This window comes from Quyinboa sediminis, from assembly GCF_042219855.1.
Taxonomy (GTDB): domain Bacteria; phylum Bacteroidota; class Bacteroidia; order Bacteroidales; family UBA5342; genus JBHJHP01.
Genome location: NZ_JBHJHP010000004.1, coordinates 492395 through 512780, shown reverse-complemented (window position 1 = coordinate 512780; position 20386 = coordinate 492395). Strand labels below are relative to the sequence as shown.

Below are 20386 nucleotides of genomic sequence, written 5' to 3'. Positions count from 1 at the left end.
TGACTTTTTACTTTTCACCTTATTACTTTATCCATGAGATTGTTTTTGCCTTTTACCTTTTAATTTTAAAATTGATTATTATGGCCAGATTTGACAGAATGCATGTACTGAATACCGTTGTTGATACAGCGTTGGTACCATTGTATTATAATAAAAATGCCGAAATTGTAAAAAAGGTGGTTAAAGCCTGTTACGAGGGAGGCGCACGTGTTTTTGAATTTACCAACCGAGGTGATTATGCACACGAAGTATTCGCCGAGGTCAATAAATGGGTCGCCGAAAACTGCCCGGAAATGATCATGGGTGTTGGTTCAGTTGTTGATGCGGGAACAGCATCATTGTATATTCAGCTGGGTGCTAATTTCATTGTGTCACCTTCTCTGAATCCTGATATGGCTAAGGTATGTAATCGCAGAAAAATTGCATGGATGCCAGGCTGCGGAACGCTCTCCGAAATTAATCTTGCCGAAGAACTCGGAGTAGAGATTGTTAAAATTTTCCCTGGATCCGAAGTTGGTGGCCCATCCTTTGTAAAAGCCATTAAAGCTCCGTGTCCATGGACTAAAATCATGCCATCTGGTGGCGTTTCCACTGATCCTGAGAATCTGAAAGCATGGTTTGATGCCGGTGTTTCCTGTGTTGGTCTGGGATCAAAACTTTTTCCCTCAGATGTGATTAAAAATGAAAAATTTGACGAGGTTACAGCAAAAGTAAAAGCTGCAATGCAAGTCGTTCAGGACCTGAAAAAGTAAAACAATAATATCACTACTATGAATATTAAGCATCTATTTTTCACTTTTATACTTGTTCTGTCGGTTATTTCATGTACAAAAGAAACAGGTTTAAAGCTGAAGATCACAAATCCGACAGATGTTGAAAGATCTCACGAAGTTGTTTCGGTTCCGGTTGAAACACTTCTTGCAAATCATCTGGATCTTTCAGGAATACTCGTTGCTGAAAACCTTTCAAACGGTTTGGTTTATCCGGTTCAGCTAAGTAAGGGGAAAGATTCTGACACCACAGCCGCTGCTCTCTTTCAGCCGGAAGTAGGTGCAAATTCAACAACCACAGTGCTTATCCGTAATCTAAAACCGGGTGAGGCAGCACCTGTTGAAGAAATTGTATGTTATTCCAGATTTGTGCCTGAACGGATAGATGACTATGCATGGGAAAACGATCGGGTTGCATTCAGGGTTTATGGTCCTGAGGCCCAGCGACTAACGGAAGCTGGTGATCCGGGAGGAACACTGTCAAGCGGCGTGGACTGCTGGCTGAAAAAGGTGGACTACCCTATTATTAATAAATGGTATAAAAAGCCTTCACAGGGGGGAACCTACCATGAAGATACCGGCGAGGGACTCGACAATTACCATGTGGGAAGCAGTCGTGGATGCGGTGGAACCATGGTCTTTGATAAAGAAACAGGAAAGATGTACGCAGCCAAAAATTATATCAAATGGGATAAGATTGAAGATGGCATCATCCGTGGCGATTTCAAACTGTATTATGCCCCCTATGCAGCCGGTGAAGATACCGTTACCGAAACAAAATATATCTCCATTGATAAAGGTTCAAATCTTACACGTTTTGAAATTGAAGTAAAAGGTACAGATGCTATTACCGTTGGGATCACATTACACGAAAAAAAGCAGGAGATCAGTGCTGATGCAACCGTTGGCTGGTTTAATTTTGAGGATAAACATTATTTTGGCTCTGAATTAAATACTGCTGTTGTGGTCGATCCCAAATATGTAACAGGATATGAAGAATATATTGTGAATCAACCGGAAAAGAGTCATTTGCTGGTTCACCTGAAGCCCATTGATGGTAAAATAATCTATTACAGTGGATTTTTCTGGAAAGAAAGCAGGCAGTTTGCCTCCACACAAGCATGGAAGGATTATTTGAATGACTTTGCGGTGCAGGTTACAAAACCGCTCGAAGTCACAATTGAATAATTTAAGTAAAAAAGATTTAAACAGGTAAAGGCAATGGCTATGATGGTCATTGCTTTTTTTATCTCATGAATTATACATGATTTTAGCTACATTTGCTAAAACGCAGACTGTAACATGGTACTAAACTACATCTGGATAGCCTTTTTTGTCATCGCATTTATAGTGGCACTTTTCAGACTGATTTTTTTCGGGGATCTTGATGTGTTTCCTGAAATGATGAAAGCCACTTTTGATAGCGCTGAGACGGGTTTCACCATTTCACTGGGTTTGACTGGCGTTCTTACCCTGTGGATGGGACTAATGAAAATCGGAGAAAAAGCAGGTGCCATCAACGGATTTGCCAGATTAATCGGTCCGTTTTTTCAGAAAATTTTCCCTGATCTTCCGAAAGGTCACCCCGCATATGGTTCTATCGTGATGAATGTTGCAGCCAATATGCTTGGTCTCGATAATGCAGCCACCCCAATAGGCCTTCAGGCTATGAACCAAATGCAGGAAACCAATCCCAACAAAAAGGTTGCCAGTAATCCGATGATCATGTTCCTGGTTTTAAATACATCCGGGCTCACCATTTTGCCTATCAGTGTCATGGTTTATCGGGCACAGTTGGGAGCAGTGAACCCCACAGACATTTTTCTGCCTATTCTGCTGGCCACATTTTTCTCCACATTAGCCGGTTTGATCAGTGTGGCCATTTACCAGAAAATAAATTTGTTTAACAAAGTTATCCTGGCCTACCTCGGCGGACTTACTGTACTTGTGGCCGGAATGATTATACTTTTTATGAATCTTGGAGAGGAACAGATAAAAATTGTTTCCAGCCTGACTGCGAATATAATTCTGTTTTCGGTTATTATTCTGTTTATCAGCATGGCAGCATTTAAAAGGATTAATGTTTATGATGCTTTCATCGATGGAGCAAAAGATGGTTTTAAAATTGCTGTCAAAATTATCCCTTACCTGGTAGCCATTCTGGTAGCTATAGGTGTTTTCAGGGCTTCGGGAGCTATGGATGAATTGATTGGGTTTATAGCTGCCGGCTTTCATTATCTTGGAATCAATACAGACTTTGTGGAAGCACTTCCAACAGCTTTTATGAAACCTTTAAGTGGCAGTGGTGCACGCGGAATGATGGTTGATGCCATGACAACTTATGGTGCTGATTCTTTTGTAGGAAGAGTAGCTTCAACCGTTCAGGGAGCTACCGACACTACCTTTTACATTATTGCTGTTTATTTTGGTTCTGTTGGAATTAAAAATACGCGTTATGCTGTCACCTGTGGGCTTATTGCCGATGTGGTTGGTATTATTGCATCAATTCTACTGGCATATCTTTTCTTTCACTGATCCATAAGATTCCAGATGCAAATATCAAATATCAAAACTTATTTCAGGGAATTTTAACTGCGAATTCCTGTGTATTGTGTTTTAAGTCTTGTGACTTAAGTCTCGTGTCTTACCTTTATTAATAAGCCAGATTAACAACCCGGTAAACTTCGGTTCTGTTCAGATATACAACCTTTAAAAAATAAACACCACTGGACAATGATTTAAATGTCTCTCTATATGAAACAGAGCCGGCATACATGTCTTTTTTATCAATCACCACCCCATTCAGGCTAAATACATACAAAACCGCATCATCTGACAAAGGCTCAGAAAAATGTAACGTAAAAGATTCACCTATGGCAGGCGATGGTTCAATAAACCGGACAATCTTTTTATCCTGTGTGGGAATAAATGTATCGCTGGCATTTTTAAAAACCTGAACCACAGCATCCATGTACATGCTTGTATTCACCGGAGAAGATGAATAATTAGGAAAGGTATTCCAGGCATTATCCTTGTAAAACCAGGCCGTATTTTCACCACCCGTACCCCTGTCCTGAACCTGGTACAATGCAAACGTATCGACAGGACCATTAGACACAATTTCGTACCCTACATAGAAATCGTTACCTGCATCAACATCATCCGATATTTCTATAAAATTCTCTTTATCATAATAATAGGCCTTGGTATAATATCCGCCGGTATCGCCAAACTTACTGTTTGATCCATCAATTTTCTGTGTCCTGAGCCATTCCTTAATGTAAATTTGTTTACTCCAGAGCTCGTTACCGGGCTGGGTACCCCCCTCCCAGACTTTGAAATTTATGCTGGAAGCCGAAGATGCCGACCCCAGCTGAGGCACAAAATACAAACCAAGAACTTTACCTTCGTAATCTTCATCTAACTGAAAATGCTCGGCATACTGTGTTATTCCTGCCTTATTAAAACCGCCCAGATAACCATCGCTGCCAAGACTAACCGTTGTAATATCCTCACCATAACCAATATTACTCAGACGCTCAACATTATCAAGTTCTTCGGGCACAAAACCGTCCAGTTTTAATGTCCCGGTATTAAGCGGGTCAAGCCAGTATTTCAATGTTTTGGTCTGATCCGAATGCGACGTCCATACTTTATTCAGGCAGTAAAAGAAATCATTGATCTTATTGCTGCAACTGGCCTGTCCGGCACTTAAAGCACCAATAATATAGCCCTCCTTGTTAAAAAGCGGACAACCGGAAGAACCACCCTCTGTCACACCGGACTCCCAGTCCTTAATCCACCAATGCGAATACGTTTTATAATAGTAATCATTTACAATTAATGAAGTAATTTCCACGGCACCTTCATCGTGTGATATTTTTTTGACATCACCATTGGGATGGTGAATCGCTACCACGTCACTTTCTTCTGTTACTGTTGCATCCCAACCACTGTAATAGGGCCTGTAGGCAGCCGGAGGAACAACACTCATCTCAACAAGCGCATAATCAGAATTTTTAAACTCTTCCTGTTCGGAATAGGCCCTCATATAACCACCGGCAACCGTCTGCTCGCGACTCCCTTCAATATTATTATGACAGCCGGGAACCTGGTAATTAAATATAAATATAGTTCCGTATGCACTGAAACCATGATCTGTATAACAGTGGGCCGCAGTTAAAACCAAAGGAGTTCCATCCTCTGCAGTATTGTTAACAAGGGTACCGGAACACAATTCATTACCATCAATAATCATCTTTAAAACACTCTGTGACTGCAAATCCCAACCATCTTCACAGCTCAGGTTTACCTCACAACTCTGACTGCTTCCAAAATTTCCGATAGGTATATCTTTAAGAATATTGTTCACTCCCAGGTAATCATGATTTATTGATCCGATCTTAAGTTCTCCTGAAAAGTCCACATCAGCCGGTTCAATATATTCAATTATTAACTGATCTCCATCCAGTGGCATAACCGGCAGGATACCGCTTTCTTTATTATTTTCTGAAGTAAAGCTTCCGAGAACGCTTGTCATATCTGGATTATAGAGGAATAACCTGGCGCCATCAGGAATATGAAAACGGCTGAATATAACATTAATTGACTTTGCCCCTTCTGATGTTATCAGCAAACGCCATACTTTTGATCCGTCACTCAGTGTATTCCAGATACCTGAGTTTTCCGGTGTAAGGTCGACAGGGAAACTCTGTGCAAATTTCAGTGTCTTATAATGAATCTGTTCTGCGTCAAATTGTTGCGATTTAAGCGAGGCCCTGACTTCAGGCATTTTAACCAGATCAAACGACAAACTTTTCATCCCGATAGCAGATATTCCCACCGGTTTTCCGCCGTGGCTTATCTGTGCCGTACTGCAAAGCGAAAAAAGTGAGAGTAGTACTATCAAGGAAAGGGTTCTCATCTAAATTATTTTGTACAAATATAGAAAATTTTATTACTCTGGTTTTTAACCGTTTTCATGATTCGTTCCGCTGTGTCCAGCAAGTTCTGAAGTCTTATTGCTCTTTTCTCCTCTAACCAGTGACAAAGCCATTATAATGTTGGAGAAAAGAATTATAAAGAGCAGAATACCAGCCTCAAAATCCGGAAGCGTTAATTCTTTTGGAATCGCAAAAAACAACAACACAGAAATCAGTCCACGGGGTGCCAGAAAAACCTGTGGATACATATCCTTTTTATCTACAAAATAAAACTGAATCCACCGTGATCCGTAAATTACAATCAGACTGATAAGGCTCAGAACGATAACCTGTGAATGGAACAAGCTGGTCACTGCCAGAGATGCACCAAAGATGACGAAGAAAAAGGTTCTGACAACAAAAGCTGTTTCAACAGTCAGAAACTTAAAATCATTCAGTATGGTAGAGCAACGTTCCGGATTATAATGTTTTTTGAAAAATCTTCTGAAAAATATCTGTGGGTTTGCAAGTGCAAGGCCAAACATCAGAATAATCAGTAAAGATGAAATGTGGAACATCTTTCCTACTGAGTAAAGTAGCAGCAGTATAGCTATCAGAAGCGTCAGTTTGATGTTCTTCTTTATTTTCTGCAATCCAATTAATAATGCATAAGCCACAACTAAAGAAATAATCACAGTCACTATAATATTCCCTGTCACCTCCATACCTATCATTGCAGAATTTGTTTCCCCAACATTTTCAACCAGTAAATAAAAAGCCATGATACCGAGAATATCAGAAAACGTACTTTCATAGATCAGGAACTCCCTTTTATCCTCCGTAAGATGTGCAACACTTGGAAGCACTATGGCACTGCTGATGATGGAAAAAGGCATGGCATAAACCAGTGAAATAATATATTCTATATGAGGAATGAAAGCCTGTACTATAAATGCTATCAGAATTGTATTGACCACAAACGATATCAGTGCAATAGTGAACGATATCAGGATAAGTCTTGTTTTTTTTCGAGTGAGCTTTAGATCAATGGACGCTTCCAGAACAATTAGGATCAGACCTACGATACCAAGAACCTCTAAAACCGGCATCCAGTTAATCTTATTATAACCGGCAAGATGCAACCCTTCCCGAAGTAACATACCAAGAATAATCAGCATCAATACACTTGGAATTCGTGTTTTTGACGAAATAAGGCTGAAAAAATAAGAGATAACAAGTACAACAGATGCGCCTATTATAAGTGTATAAGAGTTAAATTCCATATATGTTATTTACAACAAAAGTATTCAAACAGTTCAAATATTTAACCTCCGGATTCAATTTTCCGTATTTTACCTTTCTGTTCTCTGCTACAATAAACAACAAAAATCCTAAAAAGTTAAAAAATGTACATCATGCATTTTAAAATACGTAAACCAAAAATGTTTATTTCAAAATGATCAATACAAAAAACCAATACAAATCTTAGAAATTATAACATTTTGACCCTGTTTTTATTCTGATTTGAATTTTTTAGGGCATTTTTACTAATATTTTTTTGCATGTATGAATTTAAGGTGTACATTTGTCAATCAAAATTTGACATTGATGATAACAACATTACATACAGTTCTTAGCCTCGTCGTCGTGGTCATTCTAATTGGAAACAGGATGAATTGAGAACGGTATGTAAATGAACAGGATATTCAAAGGCCTTTCTCACTTCAAACAGAGAAAGGCTTTTTTAATGTAAAGGGAGATACAGAAAAGATTGATGAATATGAAGACACCACTTAGAAGTGACACCGTCACACAAGGTAGAAAAATGGCAGGCGCCAGAAGTTTATGGAGAGCTAACGGGATGAAGGAAGAGCAGATCGGAAAGCCGATCATTGCCATCGTGAATTCCTTTACTCAGATGGTTCCGGGTCATGTACACCTTCAGCACATCGGACAACATATAAAAGGATTAATTGAAGAACGTGGTTGCTTTGCAGCCGAATTTAATACCATCGCCATTGACGACGGTATCGCCATGGGACATGGAGGAATGTTGTATTCTCTTCCCTCGCGTGACCTGATTGCGGACAGCGTGGAATATATGTGTAACGCACACAAGGTTGACGCCATGGTTTGTATCAGCAACTGCGACAAGATTACACCGGGTATGTTGATTGCTGCGATGCGCTTAAATATACCAACTGTATTCGTATCAGGAGGACCTATGGAAGCCGGCAATGCACTTGGAAAACAGTGGGATCTTGTAGATGCTATTGTTATGGGAGCCGATGACAGTATTGATGACGAAACGGTTAGAGCAGTTGAACAAAATGCCTGTCCAACCTGCGGTTCGTGCTCCGGTATGTTTACGGCCAACTCCATGAATTGTCTGAATGAAGCCATAGGTCTGGCACTTCCGGGTAACGGAACCATAGTAGCGACACATAAAAACAGAACCCGATTATTTGAAAAAGCAGCGGACATCATTGTGGATAATGTATGGAAATACTACCGTGATGGTGATGATTCTGTACTGCCACGATCCATCGCAACCAGGGACGCATTTATGAATGCTATGACGCTGGATATTGCCATGGGTGGTTCAACCAATACTGTACTGCATATTCTGGCTATTGCACATGAAGCCGGTGTGGATTTTACGATGAAAGATATCGATGAATTATCCCGGAAAGTTCCTGTGTTATGTAAGGTTGCACCGAATTCGAACTATCATATTGAAGATGTTAACCGTGCCGGAGGTATTATCGGAATCCTTGGCGAGCTGGACCGTGGTGGTCTCCTGAAGACAGATGTTTCAAGAGCAGATGGACTGTCATTAAAGGAGGCACTGAACCAGTGGGACATCATGCGGGAAACAGTGAGTGAAGAAGCCGGGAAAATATATCTTGGCGCTCCGGCAGGCGTGCGCAGCAAGGAGATGGGCTCACAGGAAAAATATTACCGTCAGCACGACACACGCCGTGATACAGGCTGTATAAGGGATATGGAGCACGCATATTCAAAAGAAGGCGGTCTCGTCGTACTTTTTGGAAACATTGCACAGGATGGATGTGTTTTGAAAACAGCGGGAATCGACGAAGCGCTCTTTGATTTTTCGGGTCCGGCCAAAGTCTATACCTCACAGGATGCAGCCGTTGATGCCATATTAGGTGGCAAAGTCGTAGCCGGTGATGTTGTGGTAATCACGTATGAGGGGCCAAAAGGAGGACCGGGAATGCAGGAAATGCTTTATCCCACCTCGTATATTAAATCACGTCACCTTGGTAAAGAGTGTGCACTGATTACCGATGGACGGTTTTCAGGAGGAACATCAGGACTTTCAATCGGACATATATCACCAGAAGCAGGTGCCGGAGGAAATATTGGTTTAATAAAGGATGGTGACATCATAGAAATAAGCGTTTCAAAACGACTTTTGCAGGTAAAACTTAGTTTTGAAGAACTCGCTGAACGCAGAATAGAAGAAGAAAAATATGGCAAAGATGCTTTCACCGCCCGTGATCGTGAAAGGGAAGTATCGAATGCATTAAAAGCATATTCAAAATTTGTTACAAGTGCCGACAGAGGCGCAGTTAGAATCATAGAATAAACGTAATAAGTATGGCAACAGAAAGAATTTCAGGCTCAGAAGCAGTTATTCGCTCTTTGATTGAAGAAAAGGTAGAGTTGATTTTCGGTTATCCGGGTGGTGCAATAATGCCCATTTACGATGCCCTCTACGACTACAGAGACAAAGTTAAACACGTTTTAACCAGACACGAGCAGGGTGCGATACACGCTGCACAGGGTTATGCCAGGGTCACCGGAAATGTCGGCGTTTGCTTTGCCACATCAGGTCCGGGTGCCACTAACCTGGTGACAGGACTTGCAGATGCAAATATCGATTCAACTCCGCTTGTCTGCATTACCGGTCAGGTTGCATCTCCTTTGCTGGGAACAGATGCATTTCAGGAGTCTGATGTTGTGGGCATCTCTATGCCGGTTACCAAATGGAATTACCAGGTAACCAAATCTGAGGAGATACCGGAAATTTTAGCTAAGGCGTTTTACATTGCCCGTACGGGACGTCCCGGACCGGTATTGATTGATATTACCAAAGATGCCCAGTTTAAAGAGTTAAACTTCTCATATACAAAAACAAAAAAGATCAGGAGCTACATTCCTGAATATGAGATTGATCCGGTTAAAATAGATGAAGCAGCAGAGCTGATTAACAAGGCGCGCAAGCCTTATCTTCTGTTTGGACAGGGCGTGATATTGTCACATGCCGAACGTGAACTTAAGGAATTTGTTGAAAAAACCGGCATACCGGCAGCATGGACATTACTTGGTACCAGTGCCCTGCCAACCGATCATCCGCTCAATGTCGGAATGCTTGGCATGCACGGCAATTACGGGCCGAATGTTAAAACCAACGAATGTGACGTTTTGATAGCGGTAGGTATGCGCTTTGATGATCGTGTAACAGGCGATGTGAGCCGATATGCAAAACAGGCCAAGGTTATACATATTGAGATTGATCCGGCTGAAATTGACAAAAATGTGAAAACAGAAGTTGCCATTCTTGGTGATGCAAAAAAAGCACTCCGCTTCCTGACATATGCCGTGAAACCCAATCGTCATGATGCATGGCTGCAGGAATTTAAAGATTGCTATGACATTGAATTGGATAAGGTTATTGAAAACGATATTCATCCGAAAAAAGAAGGATTGACGATGGGTGAGGTTGCCAGAATACTGGCTGAAAAGACCGACAACAATTCTGTTCTGGTGACAGATGTAGGTCAGCACCAGATGATTGCAAGCCGCTACTTTAAATACACAAAATCCAGAAGTGCAGTTACTTCTGGCGGTTTGGGAACTATGGGTTTTGGTTTACCAGCAGCAATCGGGGCAAAATTCGGTACTCCCGACCGTGAAGTTTTTGCAGTTTGCGGAGACGGCGGATTTCAAATGACCATGCAGGAGATGGGCACCATAGCCCAGGAAAAACTGCCGGTAAAGGTTGTCATTCTGAACAACAACTTTTTAGGAATGGTAAGACAGTGGCAGCAGTTATTCTTCGAAAAAAGGTATTCATTTACAAATCTGAACAATCCTGATTTCATTAAACTGGGTGATGGATTCGGTGTTCCTTCTGTCAGGGTAAGTGAACGGAAGAACCTTGAAGCGGAAATCCAGAAAATGATCGACCATAAAGGTCCATATCTGCTCGAAGTTATGATTGAGAAAGAAGATAATGTATTCCCGATGGTTCCGACCGGAGCATCTGTATCAGAAATCATTCTTGAGGTCCCTAATAAGTAAGCAGTAATATACAAAACAAAGCATATCATGAAACAGGAATATATCATATCTGCATTTACAGAAAATAATATCGGTTTGCTGAACCGGATCACCATTATTTTTACCCGCAGAAAAATAAATATTGAGAGCCTGACCGTATCTGAATCTGCCATTAAAGGCATCAGCAAATTTACCATTGTGATAGAGGTAACAGAAGATACGGTTAAAAAAGTGGTTAAACAGATTGAGAAACAGGTAGAAGTGCTGAAAGCGTTTTATCATACCAATGATGAGATGATCTTTCAGGAGGTAGCCCTGTATAAGGTTCCAACTGAAGAACTGATGAAAACGGATCTTATAGAAGGCCTGATCCGGAAATACAATGCCAGGATTCTTGAGGTGACCCATGATTTTACGGTAATTGAAAAAACCGGACATAAATCAGAAACACAGGAGTTTTTCGATCAGTTGAACCAGTTCGGTGTGATGCAGTTTATTCGTTCAGGCCGCATTGCGATTACACGGTCATCAATTGAAAGGCTGTCAGAATTTCTTAAGGAAAGAGATGAGATTTTAGATAAGCTGTATAGTTAATTCAGAATTACGAATTAGGAATTGGTTCTACGGCAGGTTTGATTGATTTATGAATTCCTGAATTGTGGTTTCGGTTCCTCTGTATATACTGATAAAACTCATTTTCGGCTAAAATTGATTATCTTTGCAGCCGTCTGAAAAATTGATTATAAACAGATCATAAAATAAATAAAAACATGGCAAATTATTTTAGCTCACTTCCTTTTCGTCTGAAAGTCCAGGAGTTAGGCAAATGCGATTTCATGGACAGCAGTGAATTTGATGGAGGTGTAGATTATTTAAAAGGAAAAAAAATCGTTATCGTTGGTTGTGGGGCACAGGGTTTAAACCAGGGACTTAATTTACGCGACAGTGGTCTGGACGTAAGTTATGCACTGCGCCAGTCGGCCATTGATGAAAAACGTGCATCCTATCAAAATGCTACTGAAAATAATTTTAAGGTTGGCACTTATGAAGAACTGATCCCCACTGCGGATTTAGTGATCAACCTGACACCGGACAAACAGCACACCAATGTAATTGAAGCTGTTGTTCCGTTAATGAAAAAGAATTCATGTCTTTCTTACTCTCACGGTTTCAACATCGTGGAAGAAGGAATGAAGATCCGTGAAGACATTACAGTAATAATGGTGGCTCCAAAATCGCCCGGATCAGAGGTTCGTAACGAATACCTCCGTGGCTTTGGTGTTCCTACATTAATTGCGGTTCACCGCGAAAACGACCCGAATGGCGACGGTATGGAAATTGCCAAAGCATATTGTGCCGGAACAGGTGGACACAAAGCCGGAGTACTGCACTCTTCTTTTGTTGCCGAAGTGAAGTCAGACTTAATGGGCGAGCAAACCATACTTTGTGGTCTGTTGCAAACCGGTTCAATTCTGATGTTCGACAAGATGGTTGAAAAAGGAATCGATAAAGGGTATGCCTCAAAACTGATTCAGTACGGATGGGAAGTCACAACTGAAGCGTTGAAATTCGGTGGCATCACCAACATGATGGACCGTCTGTCAAATCCTGCTAAAGTTGAGGCTTTTAAACTGGCTGAAGAGATGAAAGAAATTATGCGTCCGCTTTTTATCAAACACATGGACGATATTCTGGACGGTACTTTCTCTGCCACCATGATGGAAGACTGGGCCAACAACGATAAAAACCTGTTGACCTGGAGAGCTGCCACAGCTGAAACAGCATTTGAAAAAACACCTGCTTCTGATGTAACCATACCGGAACAGGAGTATTTTGACAATGGAACCTTAATGGTTGCCTTTGTAAAAGCAGGTGTGGAACTGGCATTTGAATCCATGACAGAATCAGGCATCAAACCTGAATCCGCATATTACGAATCGCTGCACGAAACACCTCTTATTGCTAACACCATCGCCCGCAAAAAACTGTACGAGATGAACCGTATCATTTCTGATACTGCAGAGTACGGATGTTATTTGTTCGATCATGCCTGTCGTCCGCTTTTAGCTGATTTCATGTCATCAATTGACACTAAGGTTATCGGAAAGAATTTTAACGACGGTAAAGATGCACATGTGGATAACAGGGAACTGATCGAAATTAACGATGAGATCCGTTACCACGATGTTGAGATTGTTGGCGCTGAACTGCGTGATGCAATGGCCGCAATGAAGAAAATTGTATAAGAGATTATTCAGATTTATAAATACAAAACCCCGCTACTGGCGGGGTTTTGTATTTTACTCCCTTAATGTCATATAAGAATATCGCAGTAATCGATTCCAAAGATTAGTTCCGTTCAAATGAACGTAATGATATATCATCATTTAACCTATATTGGTATTTATACTTTTTTTTCTATTTTTATCTTGTAATAATGATGGATAACAAACCTTTAAGCACCAAGAATAATACCTGAATATAATTTATTTTATAATAATGATAAGTGGACTTTTAACACTCAACAATGTAAATTGTACCTGTTGAAATAAAAAGACAATACCATGAAAAAAATCTACCTGCTTCTCCCACTATTCCTAGCTTTACTCAGCTGTAACGAAGACAGTTGTAATTGTGAAAATGACGTAAATGAGACGAACAATACAGTTGGTTGGAATAAAACATATTTTCTAACCTCTGATGAATGGGAAAGTGTTCATGTAAATAAAAATTTCGAATTTATCTATAATACCAAACAGGTCAGCGCAAACCTAAAAATTGCCAATGACAATCAAAACATATATATTCTACTTTATATTTTTAATGACGATTATTACCTGGGTAAAAATGAAGAAGGTGAATGGGCCGATGACAGATTCGCTATAGTTTTTGATGAAAAAGGAGATCATATCTTTACAGAACTGGAAGAAGATATGCTAACGTTCCGCACCAGTGATTTCCATGTACAAAATACGAACTTTATATCTCCCTTTGCTGCAAATGGCGACTGGTATTATGAAAATTCTGAAAAAGACTGGGAATATTCTAAAGAGCTGGACTGGGAGATGAACAATATCTTAGATCAACGTTCCAAGGGTGGCCCGGATGCAAAGGAAATATACATGTCCCATTCTATGAATTTTATCAATGGGGAGGAACAGGACTTTCAGTTTGAAATAAAGATTCCTATCGCTTCATCTGACCCATACGATTTGCAATGTTCCATTAATGATTCTATTGGAATCTCCGTTACTATGTCGAATGGGGCAGATGGAATTGCATCTTTTCCACAGAACTCAAATTCCTATTCACCTGACAATTATCTCATTTACCACCTCAACAATTCACAGTAACCTGATGCATTATTTGTGATTAAAGGATAAACACATGTATTGATTTAACATAACTAAATTTAATATCGAATTGCAAATTGTATTTAGTCGTGTAATTTTTATTATTAACTTTTCAAGCAAATAAAAATTAAAGTTATTGTTCCCTTACTAATAAATTCACATCCATGAAAAACTTTAAAAACACATTGATTCAGATATCACACGATGGTATGGGATCAGGCGATGATGCCTTAGGCCTGCAGCTTATTACCAACTATTTTAAGTTGATGAATGAAGAAGATGAATTGCCCCGTTTTATTGTGTTTTATAATAGCGGCGTAAAATTAATTTGTAAAAGTTCTCCGGTTATAGACGTTGCCCAAGCATTGGAGCAAAAAGGCGTAAAATTAATGGCCTGCAAAACCTGCCTGAAGCATTATGACTTAATGGACAAAACTGAAGTTGGCATTGCCGGAACCATGATGGACATTATTGAGCTGCAAAAGATTGCAGATAAAGTCATTACACTTTAAAGAATATTCAGTATAATACAAAGCGAGGGTATCGTTTGAACGAAACCCTCGCTTTGTGTTATATCGGGAATAATTCTAATTCTTTCCTAATGCTTTCAGCATGGTACGACCAATATCCGATGGTGATTTTACGACATGAATGCCACATTCGGCCATAATTTTCATTTTGGCCTCTGCTGTATCGGCTTTACCACCCACAATAGCACCCGCATGTCCCATACGTTTTCCTTTCGGTGCAGTCTGACCGGCAATAAATCCAACCACCGGCTTGGTTCCGTTTTCCTTAATCCACTCTGCAGCTTCAACTTCCATGCTACCACCTATTTCACCAATAAGTATAATACCCTCAGTTTCCGGATCATTCATAAACATTTCCACTATATCTTTTGTGGAAGATCCTATAATTGGATCACCACCTATACCGATACACGATGACTGGCCTAAACCGACCTGCCCTGTCTGATAAACAGCTTCGTACGTTAATGTACCGGAACGTGACACGATACCAATCTTACCCGGTGTATGAATAAAACCCGGCATGATACCCACCTTTCCGGCTCCCGGCGTAATAATACCGGGACAGTTTGGCCCTACCAGTCTTGCATCCCTGTCTTTAAGATACTCCTGAACACTAACCATATCCTGTGTTGGTATACCTTCGGTAATGGCAACAATTGTTTTAATACCGGCCTCGGCAGCTTCCATAATGGCATCAGCTGCAAATGGAGGCGGCACAAATATGACTGATACATCAGCACCTGTCGATTTTACAGCTTCTGAAACAGTATTAAAAACCGGCAGGTCCATATGCAGGGTTCCTCCTTTACCCGGAGTAACACCACCTACCACATTCGTGCCGTATTCTATCATCTGGCCGGCATGAAAGGATCCCTCTTTTCCTGTGAATCCCTGAACAAGTACTTTTGATTCGTTAGTGAGAAGTATTGCCATCTTTTTATGAAATAAGGTTAAGTATTGTGTTTACGTTACAAACAAGTGCCCCAATAAAATGTTTATTCCGGCCATATAAATGTTGTAAAATGCACTTATTTACGACTGGTATCTTCATTTATATTCTGGTTATTCTCTTCTTTTTTCCTGAGAAGGTCCCTGTAATGCTGGACCAATTCACCAAAGCTATTGAATTCTTCCTTATAAACAAAACCAAATCCCTGCGTTGTAGGTGAGTTTTCGTAAATGATGTTATCATTGGTATGGGAATAAGCTTTTAACTTAAAGTTTCCCTTCTGGTTGAGGCGGTAATCCACATCAAAGTCACCTACAAAGTTAGATGCAGTGGTCTGTGTTTCACGGTATCCGAAGTTTCCGTTTATGGTCAGTTTATCATTAAACATTTTAGTACTGAACATCATTTCCACCTCCTGCCGTGTCAATGAGGAAGCATCGGCGGGTCTGTAGTTCACGCCAAGATCGAAGTCATCACTTAACTGTGACAACATGTTACTCAACTGGTTTGATGCAAATTCACTGGCTGTGACAACCGCCGCCTGATTGGAATTGGCATAATTCTGGGTATTGTTTCGCAGCCATTCCGGCGTGTAAAACCGGTTGAACATTAACAGGTATATTACCTGTCGTTGTACTTCATTTTCCGAGCTCAAAACATCACCGATTTGTTGTTGTGTTACCTGATCTGCAGTCGGCAGAACTACATCAAATTTAATGGTTGGATTCATCAGATTATCGGTCAGCATCATATGACAGTTTACAGGTACCCGTAATGTCTTATTCACATCGTCAACTGTTGCCGGTAAAAGATCATACAATGGTGCTTTTGTCCTGTAATAAGCGTCAAGGTTAAGCGTTGCATTATATGGATCGCCACTCCATTTAATTACACCTCCCGGTTCAATATCAAATCGCTTATTGATAACATTCTGAGCTGTAAACAGGTATTCTCCACTGCTTACGGTATAGTCGCCGTACATTTTAAAATCAGACTTGGTATCGTAATTAAACACAAGCGTACCGCTTCCCTGTCCTTTTATCACGTCTCCGATTCTTGAATCAAAAATAAGCTCCACCCTGGCATCAGGTGTGGCCTCCACCTCCATATTAAAAGAGAAACCGGATAACTCAATGTCCTCCTCTTCCTTCTCAACCTGTTTAGAACTTTCTTTTTGAGAGACGAACCTAACAAAGCCACTCTCAGATGCGACCTCTGTAGATGTCAGCGGCAGAAAAATCTCTGAGTTACTCTCGGTTCTTGCATTGATATCCATGTGAACCCTGGAACCCTCACCTTCAATGGCAAGCACGCCTGTACCATATACCGTTCCGTAATAGAGGTCGTTATCCTTGGCTGTTGTATTCAGAGCCAGCATATCATTAAAGTCAAGAAACATATTAAACTGCATGTCCTTGAATGTTTTATGACCAAGAACACCATTAAATGTCCCGCTATGGCCATTGATATCATACACCTTAATGTTGTTAAATTCAATGGCATCCTCTACCAGATGGATGGTATCTGATAAGAAATACCGTGTATTCAGATAACCAATATCAAAAGAACCATTATCCAGGTATATATCGCCAATTAACTTGAGGTGTTTAACATTTCCTTCAAGCACAATCTGACCGGAGCCAAGTCCCTGCATATTCTGCATGATGGTTTCGAGGTAGGGCTGAATATATTTCACTGGTAACCTTTCGAGTTTTCCCGCCAGGTAGAGTGAATCATCTGAAGGAAAATACGCACCCTGAATATCCAGTTGCTGGTCCTTACTGATAACATTCTCGCCATAAATATTCATTTTACGGTTATCCTTATCCCAGTCACTGTTCACATCCATATCACCGGCATAGATATTATTCAATACAAAATCTGTGATTCTGAAATCAGAATTAATGACAGGGTTTCCAAATCCTGCGCTAATAAATGACTGTCCCGTAATCCTTCCCTGGAGGGACAAATTCTGTACATTTAAGAATCTGGACAGGTAATCCAGTTCGAAACCTTCCACATCCAGATTGAATGTATCAGTAATTTGCTTCGAAAGTTTACCATCTGCCGCAAGAAACCGCTCATTGTTATTAACAAAAATGGATTCAAAATCCACACCTGTTGAATCGATCACAATTCTGGCCGGAGAAATATTCCACAATGAATCACTAATTGTCATTGAAGAGGGCCTGATGCTGAAAGTAGACTGCAAAAGATCATCAGCATTGCGCCTTACTGCGAATCCAGTATTCAGATTTCCTTCATATACTGTTTTGCTGTTATTTTTCCAGATTACAGCATTCTCTATGCTATCGCCTTTTGAAATCATGCTGTACCTGATATTCTCCAGAAACTTATTGTTCAGATCCAGTTTATTCATAGAAAGTGTTGCTTCAATATCCTGATCAGCCATCCGTTTCATATCGAACTTCAGGGTATCTATGGTCAGTTTTTTAAATCGTGCTTTATCAAAGGAAAGAGACAGCTTCATATCCTCATCGTTATCGTTAAGCGTTCCATTGATATTACCTGATGATGAAACAGAAAAGGGCAGTTCAAATACATGGGCAATATTATCGATTCCTGAGATCCTGAAGGAGAAATCGAACTGATTCTCTGATACCGTTTTTTTATCCCTGAAAGATGATGCCAGTGTGGGTAAGAAAGGCTGAATAATTTCTGCAAATGAATTTTTTAGCTCCCCGAACTTGTATTTTCCTGAAATCTGGCCGTTCAGCCAGTCTGTATTTACCTGAATGGATGAATGATCCGTCTCTTTATTGAAAAATATGGTAGCGTTTGGCGTGCTTACTTCACCGTTCTTATTGACGTACTTTAAATCGTATAAGCCAACATAACCTTCCAGGTTTTCCAGGGCATCTCCTTTTATTTTGGTTTTAAGCTGCGTATTCAATACGCCGTTTTTAAATTTCTGTGACAGCTTAAGCTGGTACGGGGCAATTTTCCTGATATCAGCCTCAAAATCGAAAATTGGTACTACATCTGAAAAATCAATCCTTCCGGTAAACAGCAAAGAAAGGTTTGGATCATTAATATTGACACCACCATTAAAATGCTTGTTACCAAATACGCCCCGCAGGAAAACATTGGTGTAATTGTAGCCATGAAATTCAAGCGAAGACACTTCACCATTCATAAATAACGACATATAATCGTCGTAGGGTTTATCGGCTTCAAGCTCAACATTTAAACTGGCATATCCCAGCTCATCTTCCCGGTCTAAAAGCTGGCCAACATTAAATCCCTCTGTATTAACATTTCCTGAGATCTCAATCTTTTCCTGCTTAACATTATCCTTCAGGGCCACATCTGCATGAATAGAGCCTAATTCGGAGTTCAGTTCTCCAAATGCGACAAAGTCGCCAGGAAAACCGGTAAGAGAACCGGTATACAACAAACGGCCGAATTTTTTCAGTTCGCTTTTAAAAGGCATCTGCCGTTTCATATGCTTTTCAAGTTCAGGAATCACATTTTTAGGCGAAATAAACATCCTGTTGAAATCTGCAAAAATGAATGAATTATGAAAATCCGGCAGACCTGTAATACTGATACTGAAGAGCAGATCAAACGCGCCGCCTGCGGATAACAACAGATCTTTCCCCCGAATATCGCCAACTTTACCGCTTATTTTACCGCTAAAATATACTTTCTCCGAAATGTCAGGGTAAACAGGAATAAAACGTCGCATGTCGGATGAAGCGATTCTGAGCTCATTGACATCAAACATTACTGCAGTTTGAGGTTCAATGATATGATGCAGTACACTATCACCACTGATTTCAGCCAGGTTTACATCAGCCTGAGACTGATCGGTCTGAAATTTTAAATTTGTAAGGCTTAACTTATCAGGAGTCAGTACAAAACCACTGGAAAAACGATTCAGAACGACTCCGGCCGTATCTACAAATTGTAAATTTTTTACCATCAGATTTAATGAATCTTTTGAAACATTCAACAGGCTAACCCGAAGCTTGGTATCCTTAACTCTGTAATCCTCTCTGCCATAAAAAGCCAGATCTCCATTATCGATATCCACACTCTTTAAACGAAAATCCCATTTCTCTTTCTTCACTGTATCCGCTGGAAAGAGAGAATCAATCAAAAAACTAAAGTTAAACGTATTGCGGTCGAACTGTTTGACCCGGCATTTTGTAGCATTCAGCTTTAATGCCGAAATATGAACTTTTTTTTCAAATACATCGAGTGAATCAAAGTTAGCCTGCAGAGAATGTGCAAAGAAGAGGGTATCTTTTTGCTGATCTGCAATGAACACATCCTCAAGTGACAGATCATGAAAGAAACTGAAGCGGACTTTTCCCACTTTAATTTCACTACCGGTTTGCTCGGAAATATCATTCAATACCCTGTGTACCAGCATCGTTTGCACACCATGCTGCTTAATCAAAAAATATGCTGCCAATGGGATCCCAATCAGCAGAACCATGACTATAACCGCTATTTTCCAGAGATTTTTAATACCTTTGAAGCCGTTTTTTGTTCGAATACAAAAATATAAAAAATTAATGCACATTAA

Annotated in this window: 13 protein-coding genes; 9 read left to right on the top strand and 4 right to left on the bottom strand. The window is 40.3% G+C overall.

From position 1 onward, the window contains the following. Positions 1 to 80: 80 nt before the first annotated feature. The 3 genes from ACE1EF_RS12510 to ACE1EF_RS12500 all read left to right on the top strand — a co-directional run bounded on the left by ACE1EF_RS12510 (position 81) and on the right by ACE1EF_RS12500 (position 3305). Positions 81 to 752, top strand: a complete 672-nt coding sequence (locus ACE1EF_RS12510; RefSeq protein WP_375721008.1) for a bifunctional 4-hydroxy-2-oxoglutarate aldolase/2-dehydro-3-deoxy-phosphogluconate aldolase — start codon at positions 81 to 83, stop codon at positions 750 to 752. 18 nt (positions 753 to 770) lie between these two features. Then, positions 771 to 1958 (top strand): DUF4861 family protein, encoded by a 1188-nt coding sequence (locus ACE1EF_RS12505; RefSeq protein WP_375721007.1) that lies wholly within the window; start codon positions 771 to 773, stop codon positions 1956 to 1958. 114 nt (positions 1959 to 2072) lie between these two features. Further along, a complete protein-coding gene (locus ACE1EF_RS12500; protein ID WP_375721006.1) occupies positions 2073 to 3305 on the top strand; it encodes a nucleoside recognition domain-containing protein in 1233 nt (410 codons plus the stop codon). A 118-nt stretch (positions 3306 to 3423) separates the two neighbouring features. Here the strand turns inward: ACE1EF_RS12500 and ACE1EF_RS12495 are convergent, their stop codons facing one another. Both ACE1EF_RS12495 and ACE1EF_RS12490 read right to left on the bottom strand, forming a co-directional pair. Next, a complete protein-coding gene (locus ACE1EF_RS12495; protein WP_375721005.1) occupies positions 3424 to 5694 on the bottom strand; it encodes a trypsin-like peptidase domain-containing protein in 2271 nt (756 codons plus the stop codon). 45 nt (positions 5695 to 5739) lie between these two features. Then, positions 5740 to 6975 carry a cation:proton antiporter domain-containing protein gene (locus tag ACE1EF_RS12490; protein ID WP_375721004.1) on the bottom strand — a complete coding sequence of 412 codons (1236 nt, stop codon included), beginning with the start codon at positions 6973 to 6975 and terminating at the stop codon, positions 5740 to 5742. 497 nt (positions 6976 to 7472) lie between these two features. Between ACE1EF_RS12490 and ilvD the strand changes: the two genes are divergently transcribed. The 6 genes from ilvD (at position 7473) to yedF (ending at position 14864) form a co-directional block, all read left to right on the top strand. After that, positions 7473 to 9302: a dihydroxy-acid dehydratase gene (gene ilvD, locus ACE1EF_RS12485; RefSeq protein WP_375721003.1), complete on the top strand. Its 1830-nt coding sequence runs from the start codon at positions 7473 to 7475 to the stop codon at positions 9300 to 9302. Positions 9303 to 9313: 11 nt separating this feature from the next. Continuing rightward, the gene (gene ilvB / locus ACE1EF_RS12480) at positions 9314 to 11020 is read left to right on the top strand and encodes a biosynthetic-type acetolactate synthase large subunit (protein ID WP_375721002.1); all 1707 of its coding nucleotides are present in this window, start codon (positions 9314 to 9316) and stop codon (positions 11018 to 11020) included. 27 nt (positions 11021 to 11047) lie between these two features. Further along, complete coding sequence (gene ilvN, locus ACE1EF_RS12475) at positions 11048 to 11593, top strand: acetolactate synthase small subunit (protein ID WP_375721001.1); 546 nt, start codon at positions 11048 to 11050, stop codon at positions 11591 to 11593. A 176-nt stretch (positions 11594 to 11769) separates the two neighbouring features. Continuing rightward, a complete protein-coding gene (gene ilvC, locus ACE1EF_RS12470; protein WP_375721000.1) occupies positions 11770 to 13245 on the top strand; it encodes a ketol-acid reductoisomerase in 1476 nt (491 codons plus the stop codon). A gap of 318 nt (positions 13246 to 13563) precedes the next feature. After that, positions 13564 to 14352, top strand: coding sequence for a sugar-binding protein (locus ACE1EF_RS12465; protein ID WP_375720999.1), 789 nt, complete (start codon positions 13564 to 13566; stop codon positions 14350 to 14352). Positions 14353 to 14516: 164 nt separating this feature from the next. Continuing rightward, positions 14517 to 14864 carry a sulfurtransferase-like selenium metabolism protein YedF gene (gene yedF / locus ACE1EF_RS12460; RefSeq protein ID WP_375720998.1) on the top strand — a complete coding sequence of 116 codons (348 nt, stop codon included), beginning with the start codon at positions 14517 to 14519 and terminating at the stop codon, positions 14862 to 14864. Positions 14865 to 14939: 75 nt separating this feature from the next. Here yedF and sucD read toward each other — a convergent pair whose 3' ends face one another. Together sucD and ACE1EF_RS12450 are read right to left on the bottom strand one after the other, a co-directional pair. Then, positions 14940 to 15815, bottom strand: coding sequence for a succinate--CoA ligase subunit alpha (sucD, locus tag ACE1EF_RS12455; protein WP_375720997.1), 876 nt, complete (start codon positions 15813 to 15815; stop codon positions 14940 to 14942). Positions 15816 to 15910: 95 nt separating this feature from the next. Continuing rightward, positions 15911 to 20383 (bottom strand): translocation/assembly module TamB domain-containing protein, encoded by a 4473-nt coding sequence (locus ACE1EF_RS12450; protein WP_473774494.1) that lies wholly within the window; start codon positions 20381 to 20383, stop codon positions 15911 to 15913. Between the last annotated feature and the right edge of the window lie 3 nt (positions 20384 to 20386).